28 protein-coding genes are annotated in these 24,717 nt (G+C 69.7%); 15 read left to right on the plus strand and 13 right to left on the minus strand.

The genetic code is table 11. The features are described 5' to 3' along the window. Positions 1 to 56 precede the first annotated feature (56 nt). From BMX96_RS12535 to selD, 5 genes are read left to right on the plus strand one after another with little or no spacing between them, the layout of a single operon-like run. Positions 57 to 713, plus strand: a complete 657-nt coding sequence (locus BMX96_RS12535) for an ABC transporter ATP-binding protein (RefSeq protein WP_091845805.1) — start codon at positions 57 to 59, stop codon at positions 711 to 713. Next, positions 710 to 3,121, plus strand: coding sequence for an FtsX-like permease family protein (locus BMX96_RS12540; protein ID WP_091845806.1), 2,412 nt, complete (start codon positions 710 to 712; stop codon positions 3,119 to 3,121). The genes BMX96_RS12535 and BMX96_RS12540 overlap by 4 nt, the downstream gene beginning before the upstream one ends. Beyond that, positions 3,111 to 4,166: a lipocalin-like domain-containing protein gene (locus tag BMX96_RS12545; RefSeq protein ID WP_091845807.1), complete on the plus strand. Its 1,056-nt coding sequence runs from the start codon at positions 3,111 to 3,113 to the stop codon at positions 4,164 to 4,166. Before BMX96_RS12540 ends, BMX96_RS12545 begins: the two co-directional genes overlap by 11 nt. Next, a complete protein-coding gene (locus tag BMX96_RS12550) occupies positions 4,159 to 4,710 on the plus strand; it encodes a pyridoxamine 5'-phosphate oxidase family protein (RefSeq protein ID WP_091845808.1) in 552 nt (183 codons plus the stop codon). The genes BMX96_RS12545 and BMX96_RS12550 overlap by 8 nt, the downstream gene beginning before the upstream one ends. Positions 4,711 to 4,753: 43 nt before the next feature. After that, positions 4,754 to 6,919 (plus strand): selenide, water dikinase SelD, encoded by a 2,166-nt coding sequence (gene selD, locus BMX96_RS12555; RefSeq protein ID WP_091845809.1) that lies wholly within the window; start codon positions 4,754 to 4,756, stop codon positions 6,917 to 6,919. Here the strand turns inward: selD and mnmH are convergent. Together mnmH and BMX96_RS19755 are read right to left on the minus strand one after the other, a co-directional pair. Continuing rightward, positions 6,902 to 7,969: a tRNA 2-selenouridine(34) synthase MnmH gene (mnmH, locus tag BMX96_RS12560; protein ID WP_091845810.1), complete on the minus strand. Its 1,068-nt coding sequence runs from the start codon at positions 7,967 to 7,969 to the stop codon at positions 6,902 to 6,904. The two genes, selD and mnmH, sit on opposite strands and share 18 nt — an antisense overlap. Next, positions 7,966 to 8,838 carry an NAD(P)/FAD-dependent oxidoreductase gene (locus BMX96_RS19755; RefSeq protein ID WP_091845811.1) on the minus strand — a complete coding sequence of 291 codons (873 nt, stop codon included), beginning with the start codon at positions 8,836 to 8,838 and terminating at the stop codon, positions 7,966 to 7,968. Before BMX96_RS19755 ends, mnmH begins: the two co-directional genes overlap by 4 nt. 94 nt (positions 8,839 to 8,932) lie before the next feature. Between BMX96_RS19755 and BMX96_RS12570 the strand changes: the two genes are divergently transcribed. Continuing rightward, positions 8,933 to 9,742 (plus strand): lytic murein transglycosylase, encoded by an 810-nt coding sequence (locus BMX96_RS12570; RefSeq protein WP_091845812.1) that lies wholly within the window; start codon positions 8,933 to 8,935, stop codon positions 9,740 to 9,742. Between the two features lie 25 nt (positions 9,743 to 9,767). On the opposite strand, the gene BMX96_RS12575 is transcribed toward BMX96_RS12570, so the two are convergent. The 3 genes from BMX96_RS12575 to BMX96_RS12585 all read right to left on the minus strand — a co-directional run bounded on the left by BMX96_RS12575 (position 9,768) and on the right by BMX96_RS12585 (position 11,792). Continuing rightward, positions 9,768 to 10,814, minus strand: a complete 1,047-nt coding sequence (locus BMX96_RS12575) for a GGDEF domain-containing protein (protein WP_091845813.1) — start codon at positions 10,812 to 10,814, stop codon at positions 9,768 to 9,770. Beyond that, on the minus strand, positions 10,811 to 11,395 hold the full coding sequence (locus BMX96_RS12580; protein ID WP_269085884.1) for a heme NO-binding domain-containing protein: 585 nt from the start codon (positions 11,393 to 11,395) through the stop codon (positions 10,811 to 10,813). The genes BMX96_RS12575 and BMX96_RS12580 overlap by 4 nt, the downstream gene beginning before the upstream one ends. 100 nt (positions 11,396 to 11,495) lie before the next feature. Beyond that, on the minus strand, positions 11,496 to 11,792 hold the full coding sequence (locus BMX96_RS12585) for a DUF3572 domain-containing protein (RefSeq protein ID WP_091845815.1): 297 nt from the start codon (positions 11,790 to 11,792) through the stop codon (positions 11,496 to 11,498). A 91-nt stretch (positions 11,793 to 11,883) separates the two neighbouring features. On the opposite strand from BMX96_RS12585, the gene BMX96_RS12590 reads away from it, so the two are divergent. The 3 genes from BMX96_RS12590 (at position 11,884) to BMX96_RS12600 (ending at position 14,468) form a co-directional block, all read left to right on the plus strand. Next, on the plus strand, positions 11,884 to 13,311 hold the full coding sequence (locus BMX96_RS12590; RefSeq protein ID WP_175481734.1) for a diguanylate cyclase: 1,428 nt from the start codon (positions 11,884 to 11,886) through the stop codon (positions 13,309 to 13,311). A 102-nt stretch (positions 13,312 to 13,413) separates the two neighbouring features. Beyond that, the gene (locus BMX96_RS12595; protein WP_091845817.1) at positions 13,414 to 13,797 is read left to right on the plus strand and encodes a DUF983 domain-containing protein; all 384 of its coding nucleotides are present in this window, start codon (positions 13,414 to 13,416) and stop codon (positions 13,795 to 13,797) included. Next, positions 13,794 to 14,468 carry an NUDIX hydrolase gene (locus BMX96_RS12600; protein ID WP_091845818.1) on the plus strand — a complete coding sequence of 225 codons (675 nt, stop codon included), beginning with the start codon at positions 13,794 to 13,796 and terminating at the stop codon, positions 14,466 to 14,468. The genes BMX96_RS12595 and BMX96_RS12600 overlap by 4 nt, the downstream gene beginning before the upstream one ends. Here the strand turns inward: BMX96_RS12600 and BMX96_RS12605 are convergent. From BMX96_RS12605 to BMX96_RS12630, 6 genes are read right to left on the minus strand one after another with little or no spacing between them, the layout of a single operon-like run. Further along, positions 14,465 to 15,364 carry a DMT family transporter gene (locus BMX96_RS12605; protein WP_091845819.1) on the minus strand — a complete coding sequence of 300 codons (900 nt, stop codon included), beginning with the start codon at positions 15,362 to 15,364 and terminating at the stop codon, positions 14,465 to 14,467. The two genes, BMX96_RS12600 and BMX96_RS12605, sit on opposite strands and share 4 nt — an antisense overlap. 21 nt (positions 15,365 to 15,385) lie before the next feature. Next, positions 15,386 to 16,435, minus strand: coding sequence for a thioesterase family protein (locus tag BMX96_RS12610; RefSeq protein ID WP_139210088.1), 1,050 nt, complete (start codon positions 16,433 to 16,435; stop codon positions 15,386 to 15,388). Further along, complete coding sequence (locus BMX96_RS12615; protein ID WP_091845820.1) at positions 16,432 to 16,980, minus strand: lipocalin family protein; 549 nt, start codon at positions 16,978 to 16,980, stop codon at positions 16,432 to 16,434. Before BMX96_RS12615 ends, BMX96_RS12610 begins: the two co-directional genes overlap by 4 nt. Further along, positions 16,965 to 17,495, minus strand: a complete 531-nt coding sequence (locus BMX96_RS19345) for a hypothetical protein (protein WP_139210090.1) — start codon at positions 17,493 to 17,495, stop codon at positions 16,965 to 16,967. Before BMX96_RS19345 ends, BMX96_RS12615 begins: the two co-directional genes overlap by 16 nt. Next, a complete protein-coding gene (locus tag BMX96_RS12625; RefSeq protein ID WP_091845822.1) occupies positions 17,492 to 18,115 on the minus strand; it encodes a GDSL-type esterase/lipase family protein in 624 nt (207 codons plus the stop codon). Before BMX96_RS12625 ends, BMX96_RS19345 begins: the two co-directional genes overlap by 4 nt. A 54-nt stretch (positions 18,116 to 18,169) precedes the next feature. Then, entirely contained in the window at positions 18,170 to 19,210 is a 1,041-nt protein-coding gene (locus BMX96_RS12630; protein WP_091845823.1) for an aldo/keto reductase, read from the minus strand. A gap of 110 nt (positions 19,211 to 19,320) precedes the next feature. Here BMX96_RS12630 and BMX96_RS12635 point away from each other — a divergent pair, with 110 nt between their 5' ends. Next, on the plus strand, positions 19,321 to 19,956 hold the full coding sequence (locus BMX96_RS12635) for an ImuA family protein (RefSeq protein WP_175481735.1): 636 nt from the start codon (positions 19,321 to 19,323) through the stop codon (positions 19,954 to 19,956). A 105-nt stretch (positions 19,957 to 20,061) separates the two neighbouring features. On the opposite strand, the gene BMX96_RS12640 is transcribed toward BMX96_RS12635, so the two are convergent. After that, the gene (locus BMX96_RS12640; RefSeq protein ID WP_091845824.1) at positions 20,062 to 20,418 is read right to left on the minus strand and encodes a DoxX family membrane protein; all 357 of its coding nucleotides are present in this window, start codon (positions 20,416 to 20,418) and stop codon (positions 20,062 to 20,064) included. Positions 20,419 to 20,481: 63 nt separating this feature from the next. Here BMX96_RS12640 and BMX96_RS12645 point away from each other — a divergent pair, with 63 nt between their 5' ends. Then, positions 20,482 to 20,625 carry a glyceraldehyde-3-phosphate dehydrogenase gene (locus BMX96_RS12645; protein ID WP_073129676.1) on the plus strand — a complete coding sequence of 48 codons (144 nt, stop codon included), beginning with the start codon at positions 20,482 to 20,484 and terminating at the stop codon, positions 20,623 to 20,625. An 88-nt stretch (positions 20,626 to 20,713) separates the two neighbouring features. After that, on the plus strand, positions 20,714 to 21,712 hold the full coding sequence (gene gap / locus BMX96_RS12650) for a type I glyceraldehyde-3-phosphate dehydrogenase (protein ID WP_073129677.1): 999 nt from the start codon (positions 20,714 to 20,716) through the stop codon (positions 21,710 to 21,712). A 64-nt stretch (positions 21,713 to 21,776) separates the two neighbouring features. Here gap and BMX96_RS12655 read toward each other — a convergent pair whose 3' ends face one another. Further along, the gene (locus BMX96_RS12655; RefSeq protein ID WP_091845825.1) at positions 21,777 to 22,322 is read right to left on the minus strand and encodes a DUF6647 family protein; all 546 of its coding nucleotides are present in this window, start codon (positions 22,320 to 22,322) and stop codon (positions 21,777 to 21,779) included. A gap of 128 nt (positions 22,323 to 22,450) precedes the next feature. On the opposite strand from BMX96_RS12655, the gene BMX96_RS12660 reads away from it, so the two are divergent. From BMX96_RS12660 to BMX96_RS19655, 3 genes are all read left to right on the plus strand, one after another. Beyond that, positions 22,451 to 23,359: a LysR substrate-binding domain-containing protein gene (locus tag BMX96_RS12660; protein ID WP_091845826.1), complete on the plus strand. Its 909-nt coding sequence runs from the start codon at positions 22,451 to 22,453 to the stop codon at positions 23,357 to 23,359. A gap of 82 nt (positions 23,360 to 23,441) precedes the next feature. After that, positions 23,442 to 24,257, plus strand: coding sequence for an ion transporter (locus tag BMX96_RS12665; protein WP_236737054.1), 816 nt, complete (start codon positions 23,442 to 23,444; stop codon positions 24,255 to 24,257). 136 nt (positions 24,258 to 24,393) lie between these two features. Further along, positions 24,394 to 24,570 carry a hypothetical protein gene (locus BMX96_RS19655; protein ID WP_175481736.1) on the plus strand — a complete coding sequence of 59 codons (177 nt, stop codon included), beginning with the start codon at positions 24,394 to 24,396 and terminating at the stop codon, positions 24,568 to 24,570. Positions 24,571 to 24,717: the final 147 nt, after the last annotated feature.

A 24,717-nucleotide genomic window follows, 5' to 3' on the forward strand; every position in this document is an offset into this window, starting at 1 on the left:
CGCGCGGAACCCGGCCCCTACGTGCGTGACCGAGCAGCCAAGCACGGGATAATCCGTTGTTAATCGTCAAAGACCTGCACAAGTCCTTCGACGGCGCCGACGGCCCGGTCGCCGTCCTGCGCGGCGTGGACCTGCGGCTGGAGGCCGGGCAGACCATGGCGCTGACGGGTGACAGCGGCTCGGGCAAATCCACGCTTCTGCACCTGATCGGCGGGCTGGACCATGCCGACAGCGGGACGATCACGCTGGATGGCTCCGACATCACCGCGCTGGACGATGCGGGCCGCGCGGCCCTGCGCCGGGACCGGATCGGCGTGGTGTTCCAGCAGTTCAACCTGATCCCGTCGCTGGACGTGGCCGCCAACATCGCGTTCCAGGCGCGGCTTGCGGGCAAGCACGACCGCGACTGGACGGACCGGCTGGCCACGCGGCTGGGACTGACCGATCACCTGAAGAAATATCCCGAACAGCTGTCGGGTGGCCAGCAGCAGCGCGTCGCCATCGGCCGAACCCTGGCCGCCAAGCCGTCGCTGGTGTTGGCGGACGAGCCCACCGGCAACCTGGACGAGGACAGCGGCGCCCGCGTGCTCGAGCTGATGCTGGCGCTGGTCGAGGAAACCGGCGCGTCCCTGCTGACCGTGACCCACTCGCAGTCGCTGGCGGGCCATATGCAGCGCCAGTTGCACCTGCGGCACGGGCGGATCGACGGATGATCCGCGCCGGGCTGACCGCGCTGCTGTCGCACTGGGTCCGGCGACCCTTTCAGCTGGTGACGCTGATGCTTGGCCTTGCGACGGCCACGGCGCTCTGGTCAGGGGTGCAGGCCATCAACGCCGAGGCGCGCGCGAGCTATGACCAGGCCGCGCGCACGCTGGCCGGGCCCGACCGCGACACGCTGGTCGCCCGCGACGGCGGGGCCATTGACCAGGCGCTCTTCGTCACGTTGCGACGCGCGGGCTGGCAGGTCTCACCCCTGATCGAGGGGCGCGTGCCCTCGCCCGCGGGACCGTTGCGCGTCATCGGCATCGACGGCTTCACCCTGCCGTCGGGCGACCTGCCGGTAACGGATGCGAGCGAACCGGGCGACGTGAACATGGCGTTCCTGACGCCGCCCGGGCTGCTTCTGGTCGCGCCGGGCACGCAGGAGCGTCTGTCGAACGCCGACGACCTGCCGCAGCGGCAGACGGCCGAAGGTATCCCGCCCGGCGTCGCCTATGCCGATATCGGCATCGCGCAGACGCTCCTGGGCCGCGAGGGGCAGATCGACAGGCTGGTCGTGACCGGGCCGCCGTCGTTGACCGCGCCTCCGCTGGACGAGGTCGCACCCGCGCTCGCGCGGCGCAGCGCGGGCGGCGGCAATGACATCGCGCGGCTCACGGACTCGTTTCACCTGAACCTCACCGCGTTCGGGCTGCTGAGCTTCGCCGTGGGTCTATTCATCGTGCGCGGCGCCATCGGCCTGGCCTTCGAGCAGCGGCGCGGGGTCTTTCGCACCCTGCGCGCGCTGGGGATGCCCGCGCGGACGCTGCTGGCGCTGCTGACCGCCGAGCTTCTGGTGCTCGCGCTGGTCGCGGGACTGATCGGGGTGGCGCTGGGCTACCTCGTGGCGTCCCTGCTGCTGCCCGACGTGGCCGCAACGCTGCGCGGGCTCTACGGCGCCAGCGTCGACGGAACGCTGAGCCTGCGCCCCGTCTGGTGGCTGAGCGGACTGGCCATCGCCACGCTGGGCACGGCCGTTGCCGCCGCCGGGTCGCTGTGGAAGGTGGCGCATCTGCCGCTGCTGGCCCCGGCGCAGCCCCGCGCCTGGGCGCGCGCGTCGGACCGGGCCATGCGCCTGCAGGCGGTGGCGGCGGTCGTACTGCTGGCTCTCGCCGCGCTGCTCGGCGTGACCGGTGGCGGACTGGTGGTGGGCTTCACGCTGCTGGGCGCGCTTCTGGTGGGCGCGGCGCTGGTACTGCCCATCATCCTGCATTCTGTTCTGGGCTTCTTCGGGCGCGGCGCGGCGGGGCCTCTGTCGGAGTGGTTCTGGGCCGACACGCGCCAGCAGCTTCCCGGCCTGTCGCTGGCGCTGATGGCGCTGCTGCTGGCGTTGGCGGCGAATATCGGCGTGGGCACAATGGTCAGCAGCTTCCGCACGACCTTCACCGGCTGGCTGGATCAGCGCCTGGCGTCCGAGCTGTACCTGACCGCCGAGAGCGAGGCGCAAGCCGAAGACCTGCGCGCCTGGCTGGCCACGCGCGCTGACGCGGTGCTGCCGATCCGCAGCAGCGAGGCCCAGCTGGCCGGCGCGCCCGGCGAAGTCTTCGGCGTGGCCGATCACGCGACCTATCGCGACAACTGGCCCCTGATCGAGGCGGACGCAGCCGTCTGGGACCGCGTCGCCGCCGGCGAGGCCGTGCTGGTGAACGAACAGCTGGCTCGGCGCGAAGGTCTCTGGCCCGGCGCGACGCTGGACCTGCCCGGCTGGCCCGACGCGCCGGTGGCCGGCGTCTACAGCGATTACGGCAACCCGCTGGGGCAGGCCATGGTCGGACTAGACCGCTTCGACGCGCTGTTCCCCGAGGCGCCGCGCCTGCGTTTCGGCCTGCGCACGGACCGGCCCGAGGCGCTGCGCACCGCGCTGATCGATGAATTCGGCCTCTCCGGCGGCAATGTCACCGACCAGGCGTCGATCAAGCAATTCTCGCTCGACGTCTTCGAACGCACCTTCACCGTGACCGCCGCGCTCAACGTGCTCACCCTGTCGGTGGCGGCGCTGGCGATTTTGACGTCCTTGCTGACGCTCGCCACCATGCGCCAGCCGCAGCTTGCCCCGGTCTGGGCGCTGGGCCTCACACGCCGCCGCCTCGCCCGGCTCGAGCTGTGGCGCGCCTTACTGCTGGCCGCGCTTACCTTCGTGGTCGCGGTCCCGGTGGGGCTTGTGCTGGCCTGGGTGCTGCTGTCCGTCATCAATGTCGAGGCGTTCGGCTGGCGACTGCCCATGGAGCTTTTCCCGCGTGACTGGGTCTGGCTGGGGGTGCTATCGCTGCTGGCCGCCGGGCTGGCGAGCCTGTTGCCGGCGATAAAGCTGGCCCGGACGCCCCCCAACGAGCTGCTGAAGGTCTTCGCCCATGAACGCTAGGACGACCCGACGCGCCCTGTTGGGCACCACGCTGTCGGCCTTCGCCACGAGGGCCATGGCCCAGGGCTTCGCAGGACTTGGCACCGCCTCCGACGGCTTCGCGCGGCCCACGCCCGGCAAGACCTTCCGCTTTCCCGAGGATCACGGACCGCACCCCGACTACCGCATCGAGTGGTGGTACATCACCGCCAACCTCGAAGGCCCCGTCGGCACCCCCTACGGCGTGCAGTGGACGCTGTTTCGATCCGCCCTCGCACCGTCGGGCGGCGATGGTGGCTGGGACAGCCGGCAGGCCTGGATGGGCCATGCGGGCCTGACCACGCCCGACGCGCATTTCGCGGCCGAGCGGCTGGGTCGTGGGGGCACCGGGCAGGCGGGCGTCAGCGTCGAACCGTTCGAGGCATTCATCGACGACTGGTCGCTTGCTGGCCCCACCCTGGGCGAAGTCACCATGCGGGCGGCGGGCGCCGATTTCGCCTACGACCTGCAACTCGACGCCGATGGCCCGTTCGTCTTCCAGGGCGACGACGGCTACTCGGTGAAATCCGCCGCGGGACAGGCGAGCTATTACTATTCGCAGCCCTTCTACCGCGTGTCGGGCCGACTGATGCTGCCCGGTGGCGAGGTCGAGGTGACGGGCCGCGCCTGGCTCGACCGCGAATGGTCCTCGCAACCCCTGTCCGAGGACCAGAGCGGGTGGGACTGGTTCTCGCTCCATTTCGACAGCGGCGACAAGATGATGGGTTTCCGGCTGCGCGGGGCCGAGGATTTCACCGCCGCCACCTGGATTACCGCCGACGGACAAACCATGCCCTTCCCCGACGGCGCGTTCGCGGCCGAGCCGCTCGAGACCAGCGATGTCGCGGGCCGCGAGGTGCCCACCCGCTGGGCCGTGCGCCTGCCGGGTCGCGGCGTGGACATCACCGTGGCGGCGATCAATCCGGACGCCTTCATGGACCTGGGCTTCGGCTACTGGGAGGGGCCGGTCACCGTCACCGGCAGCCACGGCGGGATCGGCTACCTGGAGATGACCGGATATGGATGACTGGGCCAACGACTTGGAAAAGCTTTGGGATTTTGCGTGGCAGAAGCTGCATCGGGGCGCGGCGGATGCGAAATCACCGCTGCACCGGCCCGCCTTCGCCACGGCGGGGCGCGAGGGCGGCGCCGAAGCGCGGATCGTGGTCCTGCGCTCGGCCAGCCCGTCACGACACACGCTTGAGGTCCACACCGACTCGGCCTCGGCCAAGGTGGCGGAACTGGTCGCCGATCCACGCGCCACGCTTCTGTTCTGGGATCCGAAATCCAACCTGCAACTGCGTGCGCGCGTCCGGGTCGAAATGGTCGCCGGCGATGCCGAGGCGTGGGAGCAACTGGGCGAAGGCGCCCGGATGAACTACGGCGGAACGCCCTCGACCGGCACGAGCATCGGCGCGCCGGACGCCTACGACAAGACCCCGGCGCGCGAGCGGCACACGCAGCTGATCGGGCATCTGCAATCGCTCGACGCCGTCTACCTGGGCCCGGAGCATCGCCGCGCGCTCTACTCCCGCGACGACGGCTTCGCCGGAACGTGGCTGGCCCCCTGACACGGCCCTTGCTAGGAAACCGCGACCCCAACGGAGCGACCCGATGCACCCCCAATGGCCCGCCACCCGCGACCTCGTCCTGATCGGCGGCGGGCACGCCCATGCGCTGGTCTTACGGAAATGGGGAATGGACCCGCTGCCGGGCGCGCGGCTCACGCTGATCAATCCCGGTCCCACCGCGCCCTACACAGGGATGCTGCCGGGCTTCGTCGCCGGGCACTACGACCGCGACACGCTCGAGATCGACCTGGTCCGGCTGGCACGGTTCGCGGGCGCACGGCTGATCCTCGGGCACGCCACCGGCATCGACCGGGGCCTGGGCGAGATCGCCGTCGACGACGCGATCCTGGGCCCCCGGCGCGTCGGCTACGACGTGGCCTCGGTCGATATCGGCATCCATTCCGACATGCCCGCCCTGCCCGGCTTCGAGATGCACGGGGTGGCGGCCAAGCCGCTCGGCAGCTTCGCCGCGCGATGGGCGGCCCACCGCGACGGGCCGAACCGCACCGCGCCAAAGGCCGTGATCGGCGGCGGCGTCGGCGGGGTGGAGCTGGCCATGGCCATGTCCTTCGGCTGCGGCGGCGCGGCCGTCACCGTGATCGACCGGGGCAAGGCGCTGGACGGTATCGGCGAAGGGGCCCGGCGTGCGCTGCTGGACGCCATGGCCGCGCGCAACGTGACCCTGATCGAACAGGCCGAGGCGGCGCAGGTCACGGCCGAGGGCGTGGTAATGGAGGACGGTCGCGAGATCCCGGCGCGGTTCGTGACCGGCGCGGCCGGGGCGCAACCCTATGACTGGCTGCGCGGCACCGGGCTGGAGCTGACGGACGGGTTCATCGCCGTCGACGCCCGTCTGCGCAGCGTGACCGACCCGGCGATCTTCGCGGCGGGTGACTGCGCCCACATGACCCACGCGCCCCGCCCCAAGGCAGGGGTCTTCGCCGTGCGGCAGGCGCCGGTGCTGACGCAGAACCTGCGCGCGGCGCTCGGAGCCGGGACGACACATCGCTACGATCCGCAGCGCGATTACCTCAAGCTGATCTCGACCGGCGGCAAGGCGGCGGTGGCCGACAAGGCGGGGCTGCGGCTGAGTGGTCGCTGGCTCTGGCGCTGGAAGGACCACATCGACCGTAAGTTCATGGGCAAGCTGTCGGAACTGCCCGAAATGACGCCACCGCGCCCGCCGAAGGAGGCCGCCACCGGCTTGCGCGCCCTGACGGAACAAGCGCCCTGCGGCGGCTGCGCGGCTAAGGTCGCGCAATCGACCCTGTCGCACGCGCTGGCCCAGCTTCCGGTGCACGCCCGCGACGATGTCGAGACCGGCGCGGGCGACGATGCCGCGATCCTGCGCATGGGCGAGACGCGGCAGGCGATCACCGTGGACCAGCTGCGCAGCGTGACGGACGACCCGGCCCTGATGGCCCATATCGCCGCCCACCACGCGCTGGGCGATTGCCTGGCCATGGGCGCGGCGCCGCAGACCGCCCTGCCGATCCTGACCCTGCCGCGGGCGACGCCGACACTCGAGGCGCGGACATTGCGCGAGGTCATGGCCCCGGCGCAGGCCGTCTTCGCCGCCGCCGGGGCCAGCATCGTCGGCGGGCATTCGGCCACGGGGGCGGAACTCGCCATCGGATTCGCGGTGACGGGCCTGCTGGACGCGGCCCCCTTGACCTTGGCGGGCGCACGGCCCGGCGACAGGCTGATCCTGACCAAACCGCTGGGCACGGGCGTCGTTATGGCAGCGGCCATGACCGGTGACGCGCCGGGACCGGTAGTGGCCGACACGCTGCGCGCAATGGCGGCCCCGCAGATCGAGGCCGCGCGGCTGCTGCGCGGCGCCAACGCGATGACGGACGTCACGGGCTTCGGGCTGGCCGGGCATCTCATTGGCATGCTGGAGGCCAGCGGCGTGGCCGCCCGTCTGGATCTCGACGCGCTGCCGATCCTGCCCGGCGCGCTGGACTTGGTGCGGTCTGGCACCCGGTCGACCCTGCACGCAGCGAACCGGCAGGTGGCGGATCGGGTCGAGGCCCCGGACGATCCGCGTTGCGAGCTTCTCTACGATCCTCAAACCGCGGGTGGCCTGCTCGCCGCCGTGGCAGTCGCCGACGCACCAGACTTCATGTTGAATCTCAAGGGTGCGGGATATACCGCTAATATCATTGGAAAATTGACGGAAGGCGCGCCCTCAATCCGGGTTGTCTGACGCCAGCATGTCCATGGCTTCGGCGATGCGGTCCGCCAGATCCTCCCGCCCTTGCGCATCCAGCCTGTCCGTCGACAGCGTGAGCGTCGCCTGCGCCCCGGCGGCCTGCTTGGCGTAGCGCGGATCGTAGTGGTGGACCATCAACTCGGTCGCCAGCGCATTGGTCTGACCGTCGACGGCCAGCGCCCGCCACGCGTCGATCCGGTCACGGCCCTGGAGTGGGACGAGGCTTTCCAGGATGTCCTCGACCCTGTCGGCGTCACGCGCAATGTCATCGTAGGCACGTTCGAGATAGGCCGCCCGCGCGGCGACCGGCGCCTCGATCCGGATGCGCGGCGCGTCGTCCTGCATGGCGGCCCAGAGCGCCGGGGGAACGATGATCCGGCCGACCTTGCTGCTTTCGGCCTCGACCAGCACCGGGCGCGCCGGGTCCAGCGTATGCACCTGCGCAGCCAGCGCGGTTTCGAACCCCTTCTGGCTGGGTTGCTCGCCCATGGCGCCGAAGACCGACCCGCGATGGTTGGCCAGCCCCTCGAGATCCAGGATCTGCACGCCGCGCCGCGCGGCAAGGTGCAGAAGCTCGGTCTTGGCCGTGCCGGTGAACCCGTCCAGCAGCACCACGCGCGCCGGGAACGGCTGGTCGTAAAGCCGCGTCTTCACCAGGTTCCGGTACGTGCGGTAGCCCCCGTCCAGAACACGGACGCGCCAGCCGATCTGGGACAGCACCGCGGCGAAACTGTTCGACCGCTGCCCCCCGCGCCAGCAATAGACCAGCGGCTGCCAGCCGCCATCGTGGCCCGCCAATGGCCCCTCGATATGCGCGGCGGCGTTCTTGGCGACCAGCGCGGCGCCGATCTTGCGCGCTAGGAACGGGCTTTGCTGCTTGTAGATGGTGCCCACCCGCGCCCGTTCGTCATCGTCGAGAACCGGCAGGTTGATGGCCCCGGGCACATGGTCCTCGGCGAATTCCGACGGCGAGCGCACGTCGATCACCGTGTCGAATTGCGCCTGGACCAGGTCCGACAGCGCGTCTGGCGCGAAAGGTTTCAAGGCCGGACCTCCGCCGTCAGGGTGGCGGCCATGGCGCGCCCGCTGGCCCAGGCATCGCCCGCCAGCGGCCCCAGAGCCCAGTCCCCGCCCGCCAATACCCGCGGCGAGACGCGCAGGAACGGCTGGCCCAGCGCCCGCTCCACCCGGCCGTAGCGCCAGAGATGCGCCACCGCGTGCGCCGGTGCGTCCCGGCCCAGCGCGGCGGCCAGTTCCTTGCCCAGGACCGGCGCCATGTCGGGTTTGGACGTCTCCAGCCGCTCGGCGGACCAGTCGGACCGTGCGTGGGCCACGACGGCGCCCGCGCGATCCTGCGGCAGGATGGCATCGAACGGGACCGGCGCGGGATCGGGCACCGCCGTCAACGGCGCGTCCCACGCGGCCATGACGGTCCAGACCGGCACCATGCGCACCTCGGACAGCGCATCGCTGCGCAGCAGCTCGGCCGCCTGCGGCGCGGGGATGGCCACCACCACCGCGTCGAACGGCCCCCAGTCGGCGCCGTCGGTGTCGGTCAGCCGCACGCCCTCGGGCCTGTCGTCGAGGCGCGCGATCCGGGTGCCCGCGTGCCGGGTCAAACCCGCGGCCCAGGGCTTCAGAAGACCGCTCATCCCCGGGCGTCCGCGCCAGCCGTCATCCACGGCCATTGCGGCATCGCCAAGGCCGGCCATGGCCTCGTGGAACGCGGAGTCATCGCCCTGCGCCAGAGGTGCACCGTGGTCGAAGGCACCGACGTCGCTGCGCCGGGTGGCCAGGCGCCCGCCGGTGCCCCGGCTCTTGTCGAAGAGGGTGACGGTCAGCCCCGCCCCGGAAAGGTCGTGCGCGGCGGCCAGACCGGCCATGCCCGCACCGATGACGGCAATGTGTTTCATGGGACCCCAACTAGCGCATCCGCGTTCACCCACAAACCCTTGGCGGGGCGCTTGCAAGGCCCTAGCCTGACTGAACAGATCAGGGAGATTTCCGATGCAGTCATTCAAACGGATCGCGGCGGCCTGCGCCGTCCTGGCCGCGGGCGCCGTGCCCGCACTGGCCGCGCAATGCGGCAACAGCGCGGGCGGCTACGGCGCCTGGAAACAGCAATTCGCGCAGGAGGCCTCCGCCGCCGGTATCGGGCAACGCGGGCTTCAGGCGCTGGCATCGACGTCGTACGCGCAGTCGACCATCAATGCCGACCGCAACCAGAAAAGCTTCCGCTACTCACTGGACCGGTTCATGGAAGTCCGCGGTGCGTCGACCATCGTGCGCCAGGGCCGCCAGCGTCTGGCCCAGAACCCCGGGTTCTACGGCGCGCTGGAGCGTCAATACGGCGTGCCGGCCGGCGTGATCATCGCGATCCACGGGATGGAGACCGGGTTCGGTCGCTTCATGGGCGACAGCAACGTGGTCGCCTCGATCTCGACCCTGGCCTATGACTGCCGCCGCTCGGATTTTTTCACGCCGCACGCGCTGGCCGCGCTCAGGCTGGTGGACCGCGGCGCGATCTCGGCCAACACCCGCGGCGCCAAGCACGGCGAGCTGGGACACACGCAGTTCCTGCCCGGTAATGCCCTGCGCTACGGGGTGGACGCCAACGGTGACGGGCGCGTGGACCTCACGAACATCACGGACGCCCTGGCCTCGACCGCGAATTTCCTGCGGCAGAAGGGCTGGCGCCCCGGGCAAGGCTACCAGCAGGGTCAGCCGAATTTCCGGGTGATCCAGGAATGGAACGCGGCGACGGTGTACCAGCAGGCCATCGCGATCATGGCGGCGCAGATCGACGGCGCGTCGTAAGCATACGGCCCTGCGCGCGGCGGGCTCAGGCGGCGTCGTCGCGCCCACGCCGCGCGCGCTCCCGGCGATCTGGGCAGGCGCCGCGTCCGTCGCCGGGATGCAGGCGGAAGCGGCCCCCGCCCGCCCGTTTCGCCGCGTAAGCGGCCGCATCTGCGGCCGCCAGCAACCGCGCCGCATCGGGCCGGGCATATCGGCACGAAATGGCGCAGCCGAGACTTGCGGAGACGACCCGATCTCGGTCGCTGTCCGGCAGCGGCCGGGCTATTTCCGACAGGATGCGCTCGCCCATCTGGGACACAGCGTCGGGATCCGTCAGCCCCGACGCGACCACGACGAATTCGTCGCCGCCGACCCGCACCACGGTATCGACCGCGCGCACGGCACTGCGCAGTCCGTGGGCCACGTGGCACAGCACCGCATCCCCCGCCGCATGGCCGTAATGATCATTGACCTGCTTGAAGCGGTCGAGATCCAGCTGGATCACGCTGAACCCGGGCCCCTCACCCAGCAAGCGCGCCAGCACGCGGTCCAACGCACGACGGTTGCCAAGGCCGGTCAGCGTATCGGTGAAGGCCTGCCGCTCCGCTGTCGACTTGGCACCGTCGAGACGGGCGATCAGGCGCCGCGACTCGGCCTGGGCGGCGGCGTTGGCCTCGATCAGGTACAGCATGTCCACGGTAGGGTCGGTCGGCGCGAAGTCCCGCGCCGTCAGGGGTGCACCGCCCAGGTCGGGCAGATCCGACAGGGCGAGCGACAGGCTCAGCATGCTGCCGCGAAGCCGATCGAATGTCACCAGCATTCCCTTCAGCCGTACCGGACGGCCCTGGGCGAACTGCAACCGCATGGCCCGTCCCTGCAGTGTCATCATATCGGCCATGGAGGTCACGCCATCGGGCCGCGTGACCCGAAACACACGCGTGACGCGATGCCCGAGCAGAGGCCGCGCGCCCGAAAGCCGCGCGAGACCGGGACCCACATGCAGGATTGTCCCGTCCTCGGCCAGCCGTGCGTGCATCGGCAGAAGCGCGTCGAAGGCTGCGCGCTCGGCCAGGATCGCGGCCTGCTCCGTCATGGTCTTGCCCGCCGCAATTCGAAAGAACGCCCCGGGGTGAAGGCGCTGGACAGAAGCGTGACCCGCACGCCCGCGCCCTTTGAGGCGGGCGCGGCATCGACCATGGCCAGTGCGCCGTAATCGTCGGCCATGGCCCGAAGCGCGCCGGTGAGCAGCGCCGTCAGGTCCATCGCGGCCCAGGCGCAGGAAACGATATAGAGCCCCGGTCCCACCGCCCTGACCTGGATCGCGGGCAGTCCGAGGTCCGGCATCGCCAGGTGCGCGCGGCCCACAAGGTCATCCAGCGACTCGATGAATTCGACGAAATCCGCGCCCCCGAACCGCAATAGGCGCCGGATCCGTCCCATGGACCGATGCGAGACGAGGTATGTCCCCAGATCCTCGAGCAGGCCGTCCACGGGCTTGTCCAAAATCTTGGCCGCGGCCGAGACCGTCCGCGCGAACACGTCGTCGGCATATCGCATCATGGCCTCGACATCCGAGGTGGGCAGATCGGCACGCGCCGCCACGCGCTGCCACTGCGCCGCCCCGTAGACATCGGTCACGAAGCTCTGAACCGATCTGACAATCAACCCGTGCACATACGTCCCCAGTCCCCCGGGCCGGGTGTAGCGCCAAATCGTTAAGGCTGTGTTCGCAGAGGCGGCCCGGTAGGGTGTTTCGCCGCACCCGCCAGTCCGGTCAGGTCCAGTGGACCTGCGCGCCCCCGGGCAGCGCCGCGCGGGCGCGGGCCGGCGCGTCGTAGGGCTGCCCGCGCGCGTCGCAGAACGCCACGATCCACGCGTCGTCCATCATCAGGAAATCAAGCACCGCGCCCAGCATCTCGGGGTCCTCGATGGCCTCGGTCAGCGCATCGCGGCCGATCCCGGTCGACCCGGTGAAGACATCCAGCAACTCGCCCTCGCCGGCGATCCAGGCCAGCGCATCGAGCGCAAGCACCTGTGCTGCATTTACGGCATCGGCGGAGTTTTGCTTCACGTCACTGACTCATAAAAGTCGAAAGGCTTTGTTAACCTCTCCTAATGATAAATGGATTTGATGATCGGGTTTGTCTAGCAAGGAGGGCCCTTTGGCGCGCCGCATTCTGATCGTTGAGCCGACAGCAACGCACCGGATTGCCCTCAAGGCGGCTCTCGTGGCCGCCCACTACGAAGTGCGCGCCGTGGCGACCGGCCAGGAGGGCGTTCGCCACATGCGCGGTGAAATACCCGATGCGCTCATCGTCAACGGATGGCTTCCCGACATGACCGTGGACAATTTCTGCGTCGCGGCCACGGCCCTCGGGAACGAGATCGCGCCGCCGGTGCTGACGATCATCGACGAAAAGACCGACGCCGCGCGGCTTGCGGCCCTGGGAGCGGGCGCCAGCAACGTGCTTGCCCGCCCCGTAGATCGGGGCTGGCTGCTGACCCATCTTCGGGCGTTGCTGCGCTGCCACGAGACCCGGGCCGAGCTGCGCCGCCGCATCGACACGGCGGCGCAATTTGGCTTCGCCGAGGACCCCGGCGCCTTTACCCGCCCGGCGCGACTGGCCATCGTCGGCGGCGACAGCCAGCATAGAACCGCCATGGCCCGCTCGCTGCGGCGGCGCACCGTCGATGAGGTCACGTTGATGACGGCCACGGACGCGATCAATGCGTCGGAACTGGCCGATCGCGGACCCGAGGTCTTCCTGCTCTGCCCCGCCGTCGACAGCGACTCGACCCTGACGCTGATCGCCGAGCTCAGATCCCGACGCGGGGCGCGACGGGCCTCGATCGTGGCGCAGTACGGGCCCGACGACCGCATCTTTGCCGCCCGCGCGCTCGACCAGGGCGTGAACGGCGTCATCCGCTCCGATGCGTCGGTCGAGGAACTGAACCTGCGGATGCTGCGCCACATCCGGATCAAACGGCAGACCGACGCGCTGCGCGACAGCGTGGATGCCAACCTGATGATGGCCGCCCATGACCCGCTGACCGGGCTGTTCAACCGCCGCTACGCGATGCGCTATCTGTTGAACCTCGCCAAGCAGCCCCATGCCGAGGATCGTGGCTATGGACAGCTCGTCCTCGACGTGGACCTGTTCAAGGCCGTGAACGACACCCATGGCCATGCGGCGGGCGATCAGGTGCTACGTCAGATCGCACGGCGCTTGCAGGAGAATGTCCGGGAAGGCGACCTGCTGGCCCGGTACGGGGGCGAGGAATTCCTTGTCGCCCTGCCAGATTGTAACCTGGAAGAAGCGCGGATCACGGCCGAGCGGCTGCGCGCCGCCATCTGCGGCGCGCCCATGAGCCTGCCGGACGGGTCGCACTGCCGGGTCACGCTGTCCGTGGGTGTTGCCTGCGGTCTGGGCGCCCCGGAAGCTCTTTTGGAACGCGCCGACACGGCGCTATACCGGGCCAAGGCCGCGGGGCGGAACCGCGTGGTGCTGGCCGACAGTTCTGAACCTGTCATCGGCGATGCATCCGGCCGGATCGTGCCGCTCGGCTCTCACCGTAACCGCGCGGTATAGCCCGGCGTCGATTGGGCGTGACATGGCGCCGCAAGATTCACGCGGCCCCTACCGTTGAACGCGTCGTCAGGTTACATCAACGCGGGGAACCCGAGGTACGACATGTTCGACGACAGCATCGCCAATCCACAGACCGAACGCAGCCTCAAGCCTGCGCTGCTGCGCGGATTCCGACGGCGGTGCCCGAATTGCGGGTCTGGCCCGATCCTGAAGGGCTATCTGAAGCTGAACAGCCAGTGTTCGGTCTGCGGCGAAAATCTGAGCTATGCCAGGGCGGATGATGCGCCGGCCTATGTCACGATCCTGGTGGTCGGCCACCTGATGGCGCCGCTGCTGCATTGGGGTTTCGTGCGCTTCCGGCCCGACCCGATCGTGCTGGCGGCGGTGTTCTGCGTGGGGTGCGTGGCGCTGTCACTGTATCTGTTGCCGCGGATCAAGGGCATGGTCGTGGGCTTCCAGTGGGCCAGGCGGATGCACGGGTTTTGACGACATCGGTCCCGATCCGCGACGCGGCGACGGTGATCGTGGTGCGGGACCCGGAAGAAAACCCGAGCGTCCTGATGGGCCAGCGCGGCAAATCGGCCGTGTTCCTGCCGGGCAAGGTGGTCTTTCCCGGAGGCAGGGTCGATCAGGGCGACGCGCGGATCGCCATCGGGGGGCAACTGGACGACCGCTGCAGGGCGCGTCTCAGCGGAACTGATCTGCCACGGCCCGAGACGCTGGTCGCCGCCGCCATACGTGAATTGTGGGAGGAGACTGGGCAAATCCTCGGGCAGCCGGGTATGTGGGCCGACGCGCCCACCGACTGGCAGAGCTTCGCGGCCACCGGGCACCGGCCCGACGCGGCGGGCCTGACCTATGTTTTCCGCGCCATCACGCCACCGGGCCGACCGCGCCGCTTCGACGCGCGGTTCTTCACCGTGAATGCCGACAGGCTGGCGGGCGATCCCGACGATTTCAGCCACGCCACTGACGAGCTGAGCCACCTGCGCTGGATCCCGCTGTCGCACGCCCGGCAGGCGGACCTTCCCTTCATCACCCAGGTCGCGCTGGCCGAGGTCGCGGGACGCCTACCCGACCTTTCGCCGCCGCCCAGGGTGCCGTTTTTCCACGGGCACATGGAAGACATCGCCATCGCCGACGCGCATCGCGACTAGCCCACCCAGATCAGCAGCAGGATCGACGCCGTCAGACCGGCGATGGCCCATCCCTCGCGCGCGCGCATCCGTTCGCCGAGCACCAGCGTGGTGACCAGGATGCTCAGGATGACCTCGACCTGGCCCAGCGCCTTGACCAGCGCGGCCGATTGCAGCGCGAAGGCCGTGAACCAGCCGTAGGAGCCCACCAGCGACGTGACGCCCACCAGCGCCGCCACCCGCCAGTGCCGGGCCACGCGTGTCAGCTCGCCCCGCTCGCGAAAGGCCAGCCAGGCACCCAGCACGCAGGTCTGCCACGCGGTGACGCAGGCCAGTGTCAGCCCCGCGCGCAGCAGGACCGGAAGCTCGGGGATCTGCAGCGTGGCACCGCGATAAAGCACGGCCGAGAAGCTGAAGAGCAAGCCGGAACCGAGACCCAGCGCGGTGGCGCGGCTGAGAAGCGCGCCCCACGACCAGCCTCGCGCGTCCTCCTGGCTGAGCAGCAGCAAGGCCAGCACGCCGATGCCGATGGCGATCCAGGCGCCGAGGCTCAGGGTCTCGCCCAGCACGACGATGCCCACCACGCCGGTCAGGACCGCCTCGGATTTCTTGAAGGCGATGCCGACCGCGAAATTCCGAAGCGAGAACATGGCGATGACACAGGCGGTCGCCAGGATCTGCGCGATCCCGCCGGGCAGCGCGAAGGCCCAGAAGTTGGGCGGCGGAACCGGTAGAGGCACCCGGGCCAGCCATGCGCCGGTCACGACGCCCAGCGCCACCAGAGGCGCCGAGAAGACGAAGCGCGAGAAGGTGGCACCGGCGACCGACAGGCCCGTGCGCTTCAGGTGCCGTTGCAGCGCGAAGCGCGCGGTCTGCGCCGCGGCGGCCACCAGCGTCGCGATGATCCAGGGCTCCATTCCTCTGACCTCAGATACGCGTCACGGGCGTTGCCCGACGAAGCGCCCCGCGCCCGCCGGCGCCGCAAGCGCCGCGTGCCCGGCCCCCAGCAGTGCCATGCGCTCGGCCACCGTGCCCTTCGGCGGGCCGGGCCGGCGGGTTTCCAGGTCCACATGCAGGAGGAAATGCTCGCCCGTGGCCAGCAATGTCTCGCCGCGCCACATCTGGTGGAACAGGTGCAGCTTGGCCCCCGCGCTCTGCAGGGCGTGGGTGGTTATGTGGAACACCTCGCCCGCCAAGATCTCGGACAGGTGGCGGATATGAGTCTCGGCGGTGAAGAAGGAGCCGCCGGACGCGATGTAGTCCGGCGTGCAGCCCAGGTCGTCCATCAGCCGCTCGGTCGCGTCGGCAAAGGCCAGCAGGTAGCGCGACTCGGTCATGTGGCCGTTGAAATCCGTCCAGTCGAGCGGCACCGCCCGCCGCGCCGTCTCGACCGGGCGGCTCCAGTCCGGTGCGGGTATGGGCCAGCGCAACTCGTCCGCCTTCAGATGAGCACCCAGCCCGCAATCGGCGTGGCGCAACGCGCGGAGGATGCCGACCAACACCGCATCGCCGCCGGGCTGTGGCGGCGGGCCGTCCGGGACCATGCCCAGTTCGGTCAGCACGGTCGCGGCATGGTCACGCGCGGCCGCATCGGTCGGCGCGATCGTGACCGAGGGCCAAATGTAGACGGGGTCATGGGCTTCGATCCCGACGGTGCCCAGGCGCCGTGGCGCTCCGTTTGCGTCGTGCAGGACCGGCGGCGCTCCCGACCCCTCGACCGATATCAGCGCCGCGGGATCAAAGCTGCCCACGATCACGACCGTATCGGTGGCAGCGTCCATGGCATCGAGTCCCGTCAGTCGCCCCTCGGGCGGCAAGGCCCGGTCGTAGAGCCCGGGCAAGGCCAGCCGCGCGCGTACCAGCACCGCGTCGAAATCGGGTCCGTGCAAGTCTTCGGGCACCGCCACGTCCCATCCCAGGATCAGCAGCCGGGCCGCCCAGCCCGCCGCGCGCGGACAGGTGCCGAGAATAGCGGCGCGCGGGCTCACGGTGCGGCCTGGGGCGTCATCCGCAGGCGCGAGAGGTCATAGCCGTTGAACGACAGGATCCGGCGCGCGGCCTCGAGCCGGTCCGGCGGAATCGTGGGCTCGCGGTTCAGGATCCAGCCGGCGCGCCCCGACGGCACGCCAACCACAGCGGTGCGATAGCCTTCGTCGACCCACAGCACCCAGTAGGGCGCACTCAGGAACGGAACGCTGTCGAACCGCACTTCCAGCCGTCCGGGACCGGCGGGCCTGGCCGTCCCCTCGATGCTGCGCAGGTCACCGTCCGCGTCGAGGCAGGAATTGCGCACGTTGAAGCCGTTGTCGTTGCGGGGCGTGTAGACCGCCTGCGTCTGGCGGCAGCCGTCCTGGAACGGCACCGGGTAGGACGCGATCTCGTACCAGCGCCCGGCGTAGCGGTCGGGCTTGAACGACGCGATCGACCCCATGGAAACAGTGGTGTCGCGGTACACCTCGGCGGGAAACAGCGGCGCCTCGGTCGAGCAGGCGGCGAGGACCAGCGCCAGCGCGGCGATCAGACGTCTTTGCATTCGGTGGCCCTTGTGCCGCTGTCGGTGAGGATCTCGTGGCAGCCCAAAAGCGGCGTGATCGGCGCGCAGGTCCGCGACCGGGCGAGGCAGGCGCCCAGGCAATCGCTCTCGCGGGTGCAGCTCTTGTTGGCGTCGCGCGGGGTGCGGTAGCAGATGAAACCGGACTCGCCGGCCCTGCCCCAGCGTCCGCCATCTTCGGTGCAGGCCCGTTCGGCCGGCGACGGGGTGCGTGCCGGCGGTGTCTGGGGCGTCGCCGTGTCACCGTTCGAAGGGTCATCCAGCGACTGCACACGGACGGTCTTTGGCGCGGCGAGCGATTCAGTCGGCGGCGCGGCGTCACTCGACGCCACAGCCGTTTCCTCAGGCTGAGGCGCGGCTGCGGGCAATTCCAGGCCTTCCGGCGCAGGCCGCACCGTCAGCGTCGGCGCTTCGACCTCTCCACCCCGAGGGTCGAGAGACTCGAGACATCCCGACAGGGCGAGCAGCGCCGCGAAGGCGAGAACCAGCGATCTCATGCCAGCCCCCGGATCACCGGGACCAGCGCGCGGCCCAGCGCGGCGTGGGCGGGCGCGCGGAAATGGACGCCGTCGGCAGGGTCGCATGCGATGACGCCGCCCGCGTCGAAGAAGGCCACACCCTCCTCTGCCGCCACGCGGGCAAGGTGCTCGGGCAAGCTTGCCCCGCGGGTTTCGGCGCCGCGATAGAGCTCACCGTAAAGCCCCGCCGCGTAAGGCTCCGGCGGCGCGATCCAGAGCCGGCGCGCCCCCGGCACGTGGCGCGGGATCTCGGCCAGCAGGCGGCGGGCGCATTCGGACACCTCGAACCCGGTGAAGCCGAACATGGCCTTCAGGTCGTTGGTGCCCAGCATCACCGCCACGATGTCGACGGGAAGGTGCGAGCCCAGAACGGCGGGCAGCACGCGCAACCCGTTGCGCCACGGCCCGGCGGTGGGATCGTCGCTGCAGATCGTGCGGCCGGGCAGCGCCTCGGGCGTCACTTTCCAGTCCGGCCCCAGCGCAGCGGCCAGAACGCCCGGCCATCGTTCGTCGTCGCCCAGACGGGGCAATTCGCCCCAGGCCTCGCGCGGCTGGGTGCCGAAGCTGTTGCTGTCGCCGTAGATCAGAAGATGGGGCATCGCGCGCCTTTCGGTTCTGCGCGCAGATGGCCCGATTTGCGCCGCCGCTTCAAGTCAGTAGGGCATCGGATGGGCCCGGTGGGTGGCGTCGATCTCGTCCATCAGCTCATCCGACAGCGTCACGTCCTGCCCGGCGATGATATGGTCGAGCTGCGCCATGTCGGTGGCCCCGAAGATCGGAATCGTGTTCCAAGGGCGCGCGCGGGTCCAGGCCATGGCCATGTGCACCGGGTCGACGCCGTGGCGGGCGGCCAATGCCTCGTAGGCCGCGACCGCCTCGAAAGCGCGGTCGGTCTTGCGCCCGCCGAGGTCGCCGTTCAACGCCATGCGCGAGCCTTCGGGCACCTGCCCGCCCTGGTATTTGCCGGTCAGCAGGCCCGCGGCCAGCGGCGAGAAGGCCAGCAGCGTCACGTCCTCGTGGTGGCTCATTTCGGCCAGGTCGCTGTCGTACTGGCGGCACATGAGCGAGTACTCGTTCTGCATGGTCGCCACGCGCGGCCCGTCCAGCCGCGCGGCGGCGTCGAGCCATTTCATCGTGCCCCAGGTGCTGTCGTTCGACAGGCCGAAGGACCGGATCTTGCCCTCGGCCACCAGCGCGGCCAGCGCGCCCATGACCTCGTCCACGTGATCCTGCATCTGGGCGGTGTCCTGCCCGGTCGGGTCGAATCCCCAGATCTGGCGGAAATGGAAGGACCCGCGGTTGGGCCAGTGCAGCTGGTAGAGATCGACGTAGTCGGTCCGCAGCCGCCTCAGCGAGTCCTCCAGCGCGCCGCGCAGGGTCTCGGCGGTGATCGGTGCGCCGTTGCGCACCATCTGCGACGGCCCGGCGCATTTCGTGGCCAGCACGATATCGTCGCGGCGGCCGGTTTTGGCGATCCAGTCGCCGATGATCGTCTCGGTGTCGCCGACGGTTTCGGCCAGGACGGGGTTCACCGGGTACATCTCGGCGGTGTCGATGAAGTCGATTCCGGCGTCGAGAGCGCGATCGATCTGGGCATGACCGCCGGCCGCATCGGTCTGCCGCCCCCAGGTCATGCTGCCCAGGCACCAGCCCGATACCTCGATCCCCGTGCGGCCCAGCGTCGTGCGATCCATGTCCCGTCCCTTCCCGTTGCGGCGTTTCGCACAGACCTACCCGGCCCACCGCGATTGACAAGAGGCACGCGCGGAATAGAACATAAAGAGAACAAACCGGAGCCCCCGCCATGACCGCCCTGCCCGCGACCCTGCTGACCCGTGGCCCCCATCGCCCCGACGCGGCGCCGGGGCTGGCGATCGCGGGCGATCTGCGGCTGGCGGCCGGCCGGGTGCACGAGCTTTGCGGGATCTCGCGGCGCATGCTGGCGCTGGCCATCGCGGCGCGGGCCACGGGGCCGGTGCTGTGGATCGCGCCGGGCCACGTGACGGTGCAGCCCAATCCCTGCGGCTTCGCCCCCTGGCTCGACCCCGCGCGGCTGCTGCACGTGCGGGCCGATCATGACCGCGACCTGCTGTGGGTGATGGAGGAATCCCTGCGCAGCGGCGCCGCCCCCACGGTGATCGCCGACCTGCCGGGGCCGCCCGGCCTGACGGCGGTGCGCCGGCTGCACCTGGCGGCCGAGACCGGCAGCAAGGACGGCGCCGCCGCGCCCCTGGGCCTGCTGATGACGCCCGATGGCGGCGCGCCGGGGGTCGAGACGCGCTGGCAGATGACCCCCGATTTCGACGGAGACGGCGCGGGGTGGCGGCTGGACCGGCAGCGGGCGCGGACCGCGCCCCCCCGCAGCGACCGTCTGGGCGCCGCGACACTGCTGGGCCATGCCCCGCTGCGGACGGACCGCCCCCTGGCGCGGGCGCATTGAGCAAGCCGCGCCGCATCCCGCGCCCGAATTATCCAGGATAATTCGCAGGAGATTATCCCAAGATAATCTCGGCCCGATCATCCCGGATGGCCTGGGACGGGACCCCTACTCGCGCGGCTCCCAGGCCGCGCCCGCCAACACCAGCAGCCCGCCCGCCACGGCCCAGTTCTTGACGAAGATGCTCATCTGCCAGCCATCCCCGGGCACGAAGTGGAACAGGCTAGTCACCATGCAATATACTGCCAGCGACAGCGCCACCGGCGCCAGCCGCCAGCCCGCGACCAGTGCCAGCGCACCCGCCGCGTTGAACGCGGCCGCGGGCCAGACCAGCCACACGGGCCAGCCGCGCCCCGCCAGCAGGTCCTGCACCAACTCGGGCGCCGCCAGCTTCTGCGCCGCCCCCGCCGCGAACAGCACCGCCAGCAGAACCCGCCCCACGGCCATCAGAACGCGCTGCAACATCTCTGGTCCTCCGGTCCCGCCCCGTGCATTCTGGCGCCGAACACGCCGCCGGGACCCACGCCCATGACCAACACCATCGCCATCCTGCTGGCCAGCCTGATCGTCACACTTTTCGTGCTGGACCGGGTCCTTGGCGACGGCGCCGGTACGCTCTTCGTGGCGCGCGAGCTGGCCGGTCTGATCGGTTGGCTGGCCTTCTGGCGCTAAGGCGGCGGTTGACCTCGGGGCGCGAATGGCTTTCAAAACAAGGCAATCGGCCCCGTCCACGCGGGCCGCAACCAGATGGAGAGACGACATGACAGTCAAGGTCGGCATCAACGGCTTCGGCCGCATCGGGCGCAACGTGCTGCGCGGCATCATCGAATCGGGCCGCACCGATATCGAGGTCACCCATATCAACGACCTCGGGCCCGTCGAGACCAACGCCCATCTGCTGCGCTATGACAGCGTGCACGGCCGCTTCCCGGCCGAGGTGACCACCGGCGACGACTGGATCGACGTGGGCCGCGGCAAGATGACCGTCACGGCCGAGCGCGACCCCAAGGCCCTGCCCTGGGACGGCGTCGACATCGCGCTGGAATGCACCGGCATCTTCACCAGCGCCGAGAAGGCCGCATGGCACCTCGAGAACGGCTCGGACCGCGTGCTGGTCTCGGCCCCGTGCTCGAACGCGAACAAGACCATCGTCTACGGCGTGAACGAGGGCACGCTGACGTCCGAGGACAAGGTGATCTCGAACGCGAGCTGCACCACCAACTGCCTGTCGCCCGTGGCCAAGGTGCTGAACGACACCATCGGCATCAAGCGCGGCTTCATGACCACGATCCACAGCTATACCGGCGACCAGCCGACGCTGGATACCATGCACAAGGACCTGTACCGCGCGCGCGCCGCGGCGCTGAACATGATCCCCACCTCGACCGGTGCCGCGAAGGCCGTGGGCCTGGTGCTGCCCGAGCTGAACGGCAAGCTCGACGGCGTGGCGATCCGGGTGCCCACGCCCAACGTGTCGGTCGTCGACCTGGTCTTCGAGGCCGACCGCGACACGACGGTCGAAGAGATCAACGATGCCATCCGCAAGGCCGCCGACGGCCCTATGAAGGGCATCCTGGGCTACACGGACGAGATGCTGGTCTCGGGCGACTTCAACCACGACCCGCATTCGTCGGTCTTCCACATGGACCAGACCAAGGTGATGGAGGGCACCATGTGCCGCATCCTGACCTGGTACGACAACGAGTGGGGCTTCTCGAACCGCATGGCCGACACCGCCGTGGCCATGGGCAAGCTCTAGGACCAACACGCGACGCGCGCCGTTCCCATGGGACGGCGCGCGTCATGCTTCCAAGGCGACCGCGTCATTCGGGGTGGATGTCGCGCGATGTGCAGCCCGCCTGGATCACCACAGCGATCCAGTTGACCGGCGCTTCCAGCCCCCTTTCCCGCAACCACTGGTCCTGAAGCCTGTAGGCGGCGAGCTCGGCAGCCTCGGGGCAGTAGAAATGCGCCCCGGCCTGGCGGTGGTGCACCAGTTCGTGCAGCAGAACGCTGGCATCCAGCGTCCTGTCCTGCCGCCAAGGCGCGACCAGAAGCACACGGGCCCGATCCTCGTCGTAAAGACCGCGAAGCTTGCCGTGGCCTCGGACGGCCGGACCGTGCAGGGCCTGCGCCTCGCCCGATGCGACGAGCGAAATCGACAGCGGATCGGGGTTACGCGGCAGGTCGCTGTGGGTGTCGAGCCAGGCTTCAAGCGTTTCGCGCAGGGCCGCGACATCCTCGGCGTGGCGCCATGCCGGGTCGGGATCGAAGCGCAGGTTCGGCGCGGCACCGGCCGAGGCCAGCGGCAGCATCAGCGAAAGGGCAAGGATCAGGGCACGACAACGGGAGCGGGCAAGGACCGGCATGGCAACCTCCTGGGCGTCTCGATTTTGGATTTCCTGCGATCGATGCTAGGCTGCGTGCCATTGAAGCTGCAAAAGACGGTTTTTCATGCCGGCATGCGGAAAATTCATCCCCCCAGGACGTGCCTGCCATGGGACGTAGGCTGCCCCCCTTCGCCGCGATCCGCGCGTTCGAGGCCGCGGCACGCCATCTGTCCTTCACCAAGGCCGCGGACGAGCTGTGTCTTTCGCCCTCGGCGATCAGCCACCAGATCCGCGCGCTGGAGGACTTCCTGGACACGAAGCTGTTCGAACGGCGCGCCAACCAAACGCACCTGACCCTCACGGGGCGCGGTTACGCGCGCCGGATGACCACGCTGCTCGACCGGCTCGAGGCCGACACGGCGTCGATCCTGACCCGCGCGGACCGCACTCTGCGCGTCCTGTGCACGCCCGGTTTCGCGGCCCGCTGGCTGGTGCCCCGCCTTGACCGGTTCGAGCATCCCGAGGCTGTTCGGCTGCGCGTGTCGACCGGCGCGCCCTCGACCGACTTCGCCAGCAACGACGCCGACGTGGTGATCGGATGGACCGAACCCACGGTCCCCGACGCCGACGTGGTCCCGCTCATGCGGTCCGGGCGGTATCCGGTGGCCTCGCCCTCATTCCTGGCCGCCAATCCGCTGAACCGCCCCGAGGACCTGTGCAACGTCACGTTGATGCACGACGAGACGATGGACCAGTGGAACGAATGGTTCGCGGCTGCCGGTGTCGCCGCGCCGCGCCTGCCCCGCGGCCCCGCCTTCCCGAATTGCGAGCTGGCCACCTCGGGCGTCGAGCAGGGACTGGGCGTCAGTCTCGGCTACGACATGATGGTGCGCGACACGATCAAGGCGGGGCGATTGGTGCGCCTGTTCGACACCGTGACCATGCCCTTCGTCATCTATTCGTTCATCTGCCAGAGCCACCGCGCGGACGAACAGATGATCTCGGCCTTCCGCGCCTTCCTGACGCGCGAGATGCGGGCGAGCGGCGACGCGGCCTTCGAGCTGGTCGCCGAGTAGACACCGCGCGCGGCCCGCGTCGTGCAAATCGCCGGTCCGCGACGTCTTGCCCTTGTCGCGCGGGCAGCCGATATCCCTGCCCATGACAGACCGGACCAACACCACCGCCCCGTCCCCGATGCGCGCCCGCGTGGGCCGGTTCCTCGACCGCACCGCGGTTCAGAACACCGTGCTGGGCGTGATCCTGTTCAACGCCATCGTGCTCGGGCTGGAAACATCGGACGCGGTCATGGCCGAGGCCGGGCCGCTGATCGTCGCGCTGGACACCGCGTGCCTGACCATCTTCGTGATCGAGATCGGGCTGAAGCTTTATGCCCGCGGGCTCGACTTCTTCCGGCGCGGCTGGAACATCTTCGACTTCGTGATCGTCGGCATCTCGCTTGTCCCGGCCGCGCAGGGGCTGACCGTGTTGCGCGCGCTGCGGATCCTGCGCCTGCTGCGCGTGGTGTCGGTGGCGCCGTCGCTGAGGCGCGTGGTCGAGGGGCTGGTGAACGCCCTGCCCGGCATGGGGTCGGTCTTCGTGCTGATGGGCATGATCTTCTATATCGGCGCGGTCATGGCGACCAAGCTCTTCGGCAGCGCCTTCCCCGACTGGTTCGGCACGCTGGGGCGGTCGGGCTACACGCTGTTCCAGATCATGACGCTGGAATCGTGGTCCATGGGCATCGTGCGCCCGGTGATGGAAGTCTATCCCTACGCCTGGCTGTTCTTCGTCACGTTCATCATGGTCACCACCTTCGCCGTGGTGAACCTTCTGGTGGGCCTGATCGTGAACTCGATGCAGGACGCCCACCACGAGGAGACGAACGAGGCCACGGGCACCTATCGCGACGAGGTGCTGGCCCGGCTGGCGGCCATTGAGGAGCGTCTGAGCGAGCGCGAGCGCGGCGGGAAATAGCCAGCCTCGCGTTGCGTTTTCTGCAACGCAGCATTGCAGGAACGACCGCTAGGCAGCAGGCTTATCCGGTTGCACCTTGGGGGTGTCCGCCGCGCGGGATGCGTGGCGGTTCCACGGCAACCAACGAGACCCCTCCATGACGATCTTCAACGACCTGCGGCTGCGCGCCCGGCGCCGGGCCGAATACCGCCGCACCCTGCGCGCCTTGCGCGCCCTGCCCATCGACACCGCCCTGGATCTCGACATCTACCACGGCGACGCCAAGACCATCGCCCGCCAGGCCGTCTATGGTCCGACCGGCGCGCAACACTGATCCAAGGGACACGCCGTAGTTAATTGTTTCGGAACAATTATTGCCTTGCACCCACCGCATAGCGGGCTTGCCGCAACGGCGATTGTGGTGCGCTAACAATGCCCCATATCCGTGGTGTAGCCGATGAGGCCACGACCCGAAACGCAC

It is taken from the genome of Palleronia pelagia, from assembly GCF_900110115.1.
Lineage (GTDB): Bacteria > Pseudomonadota > Alphaproteobacteria > Rhodobacterales > Rhodobacteraceae > Palleronia > Palleronia pelagia.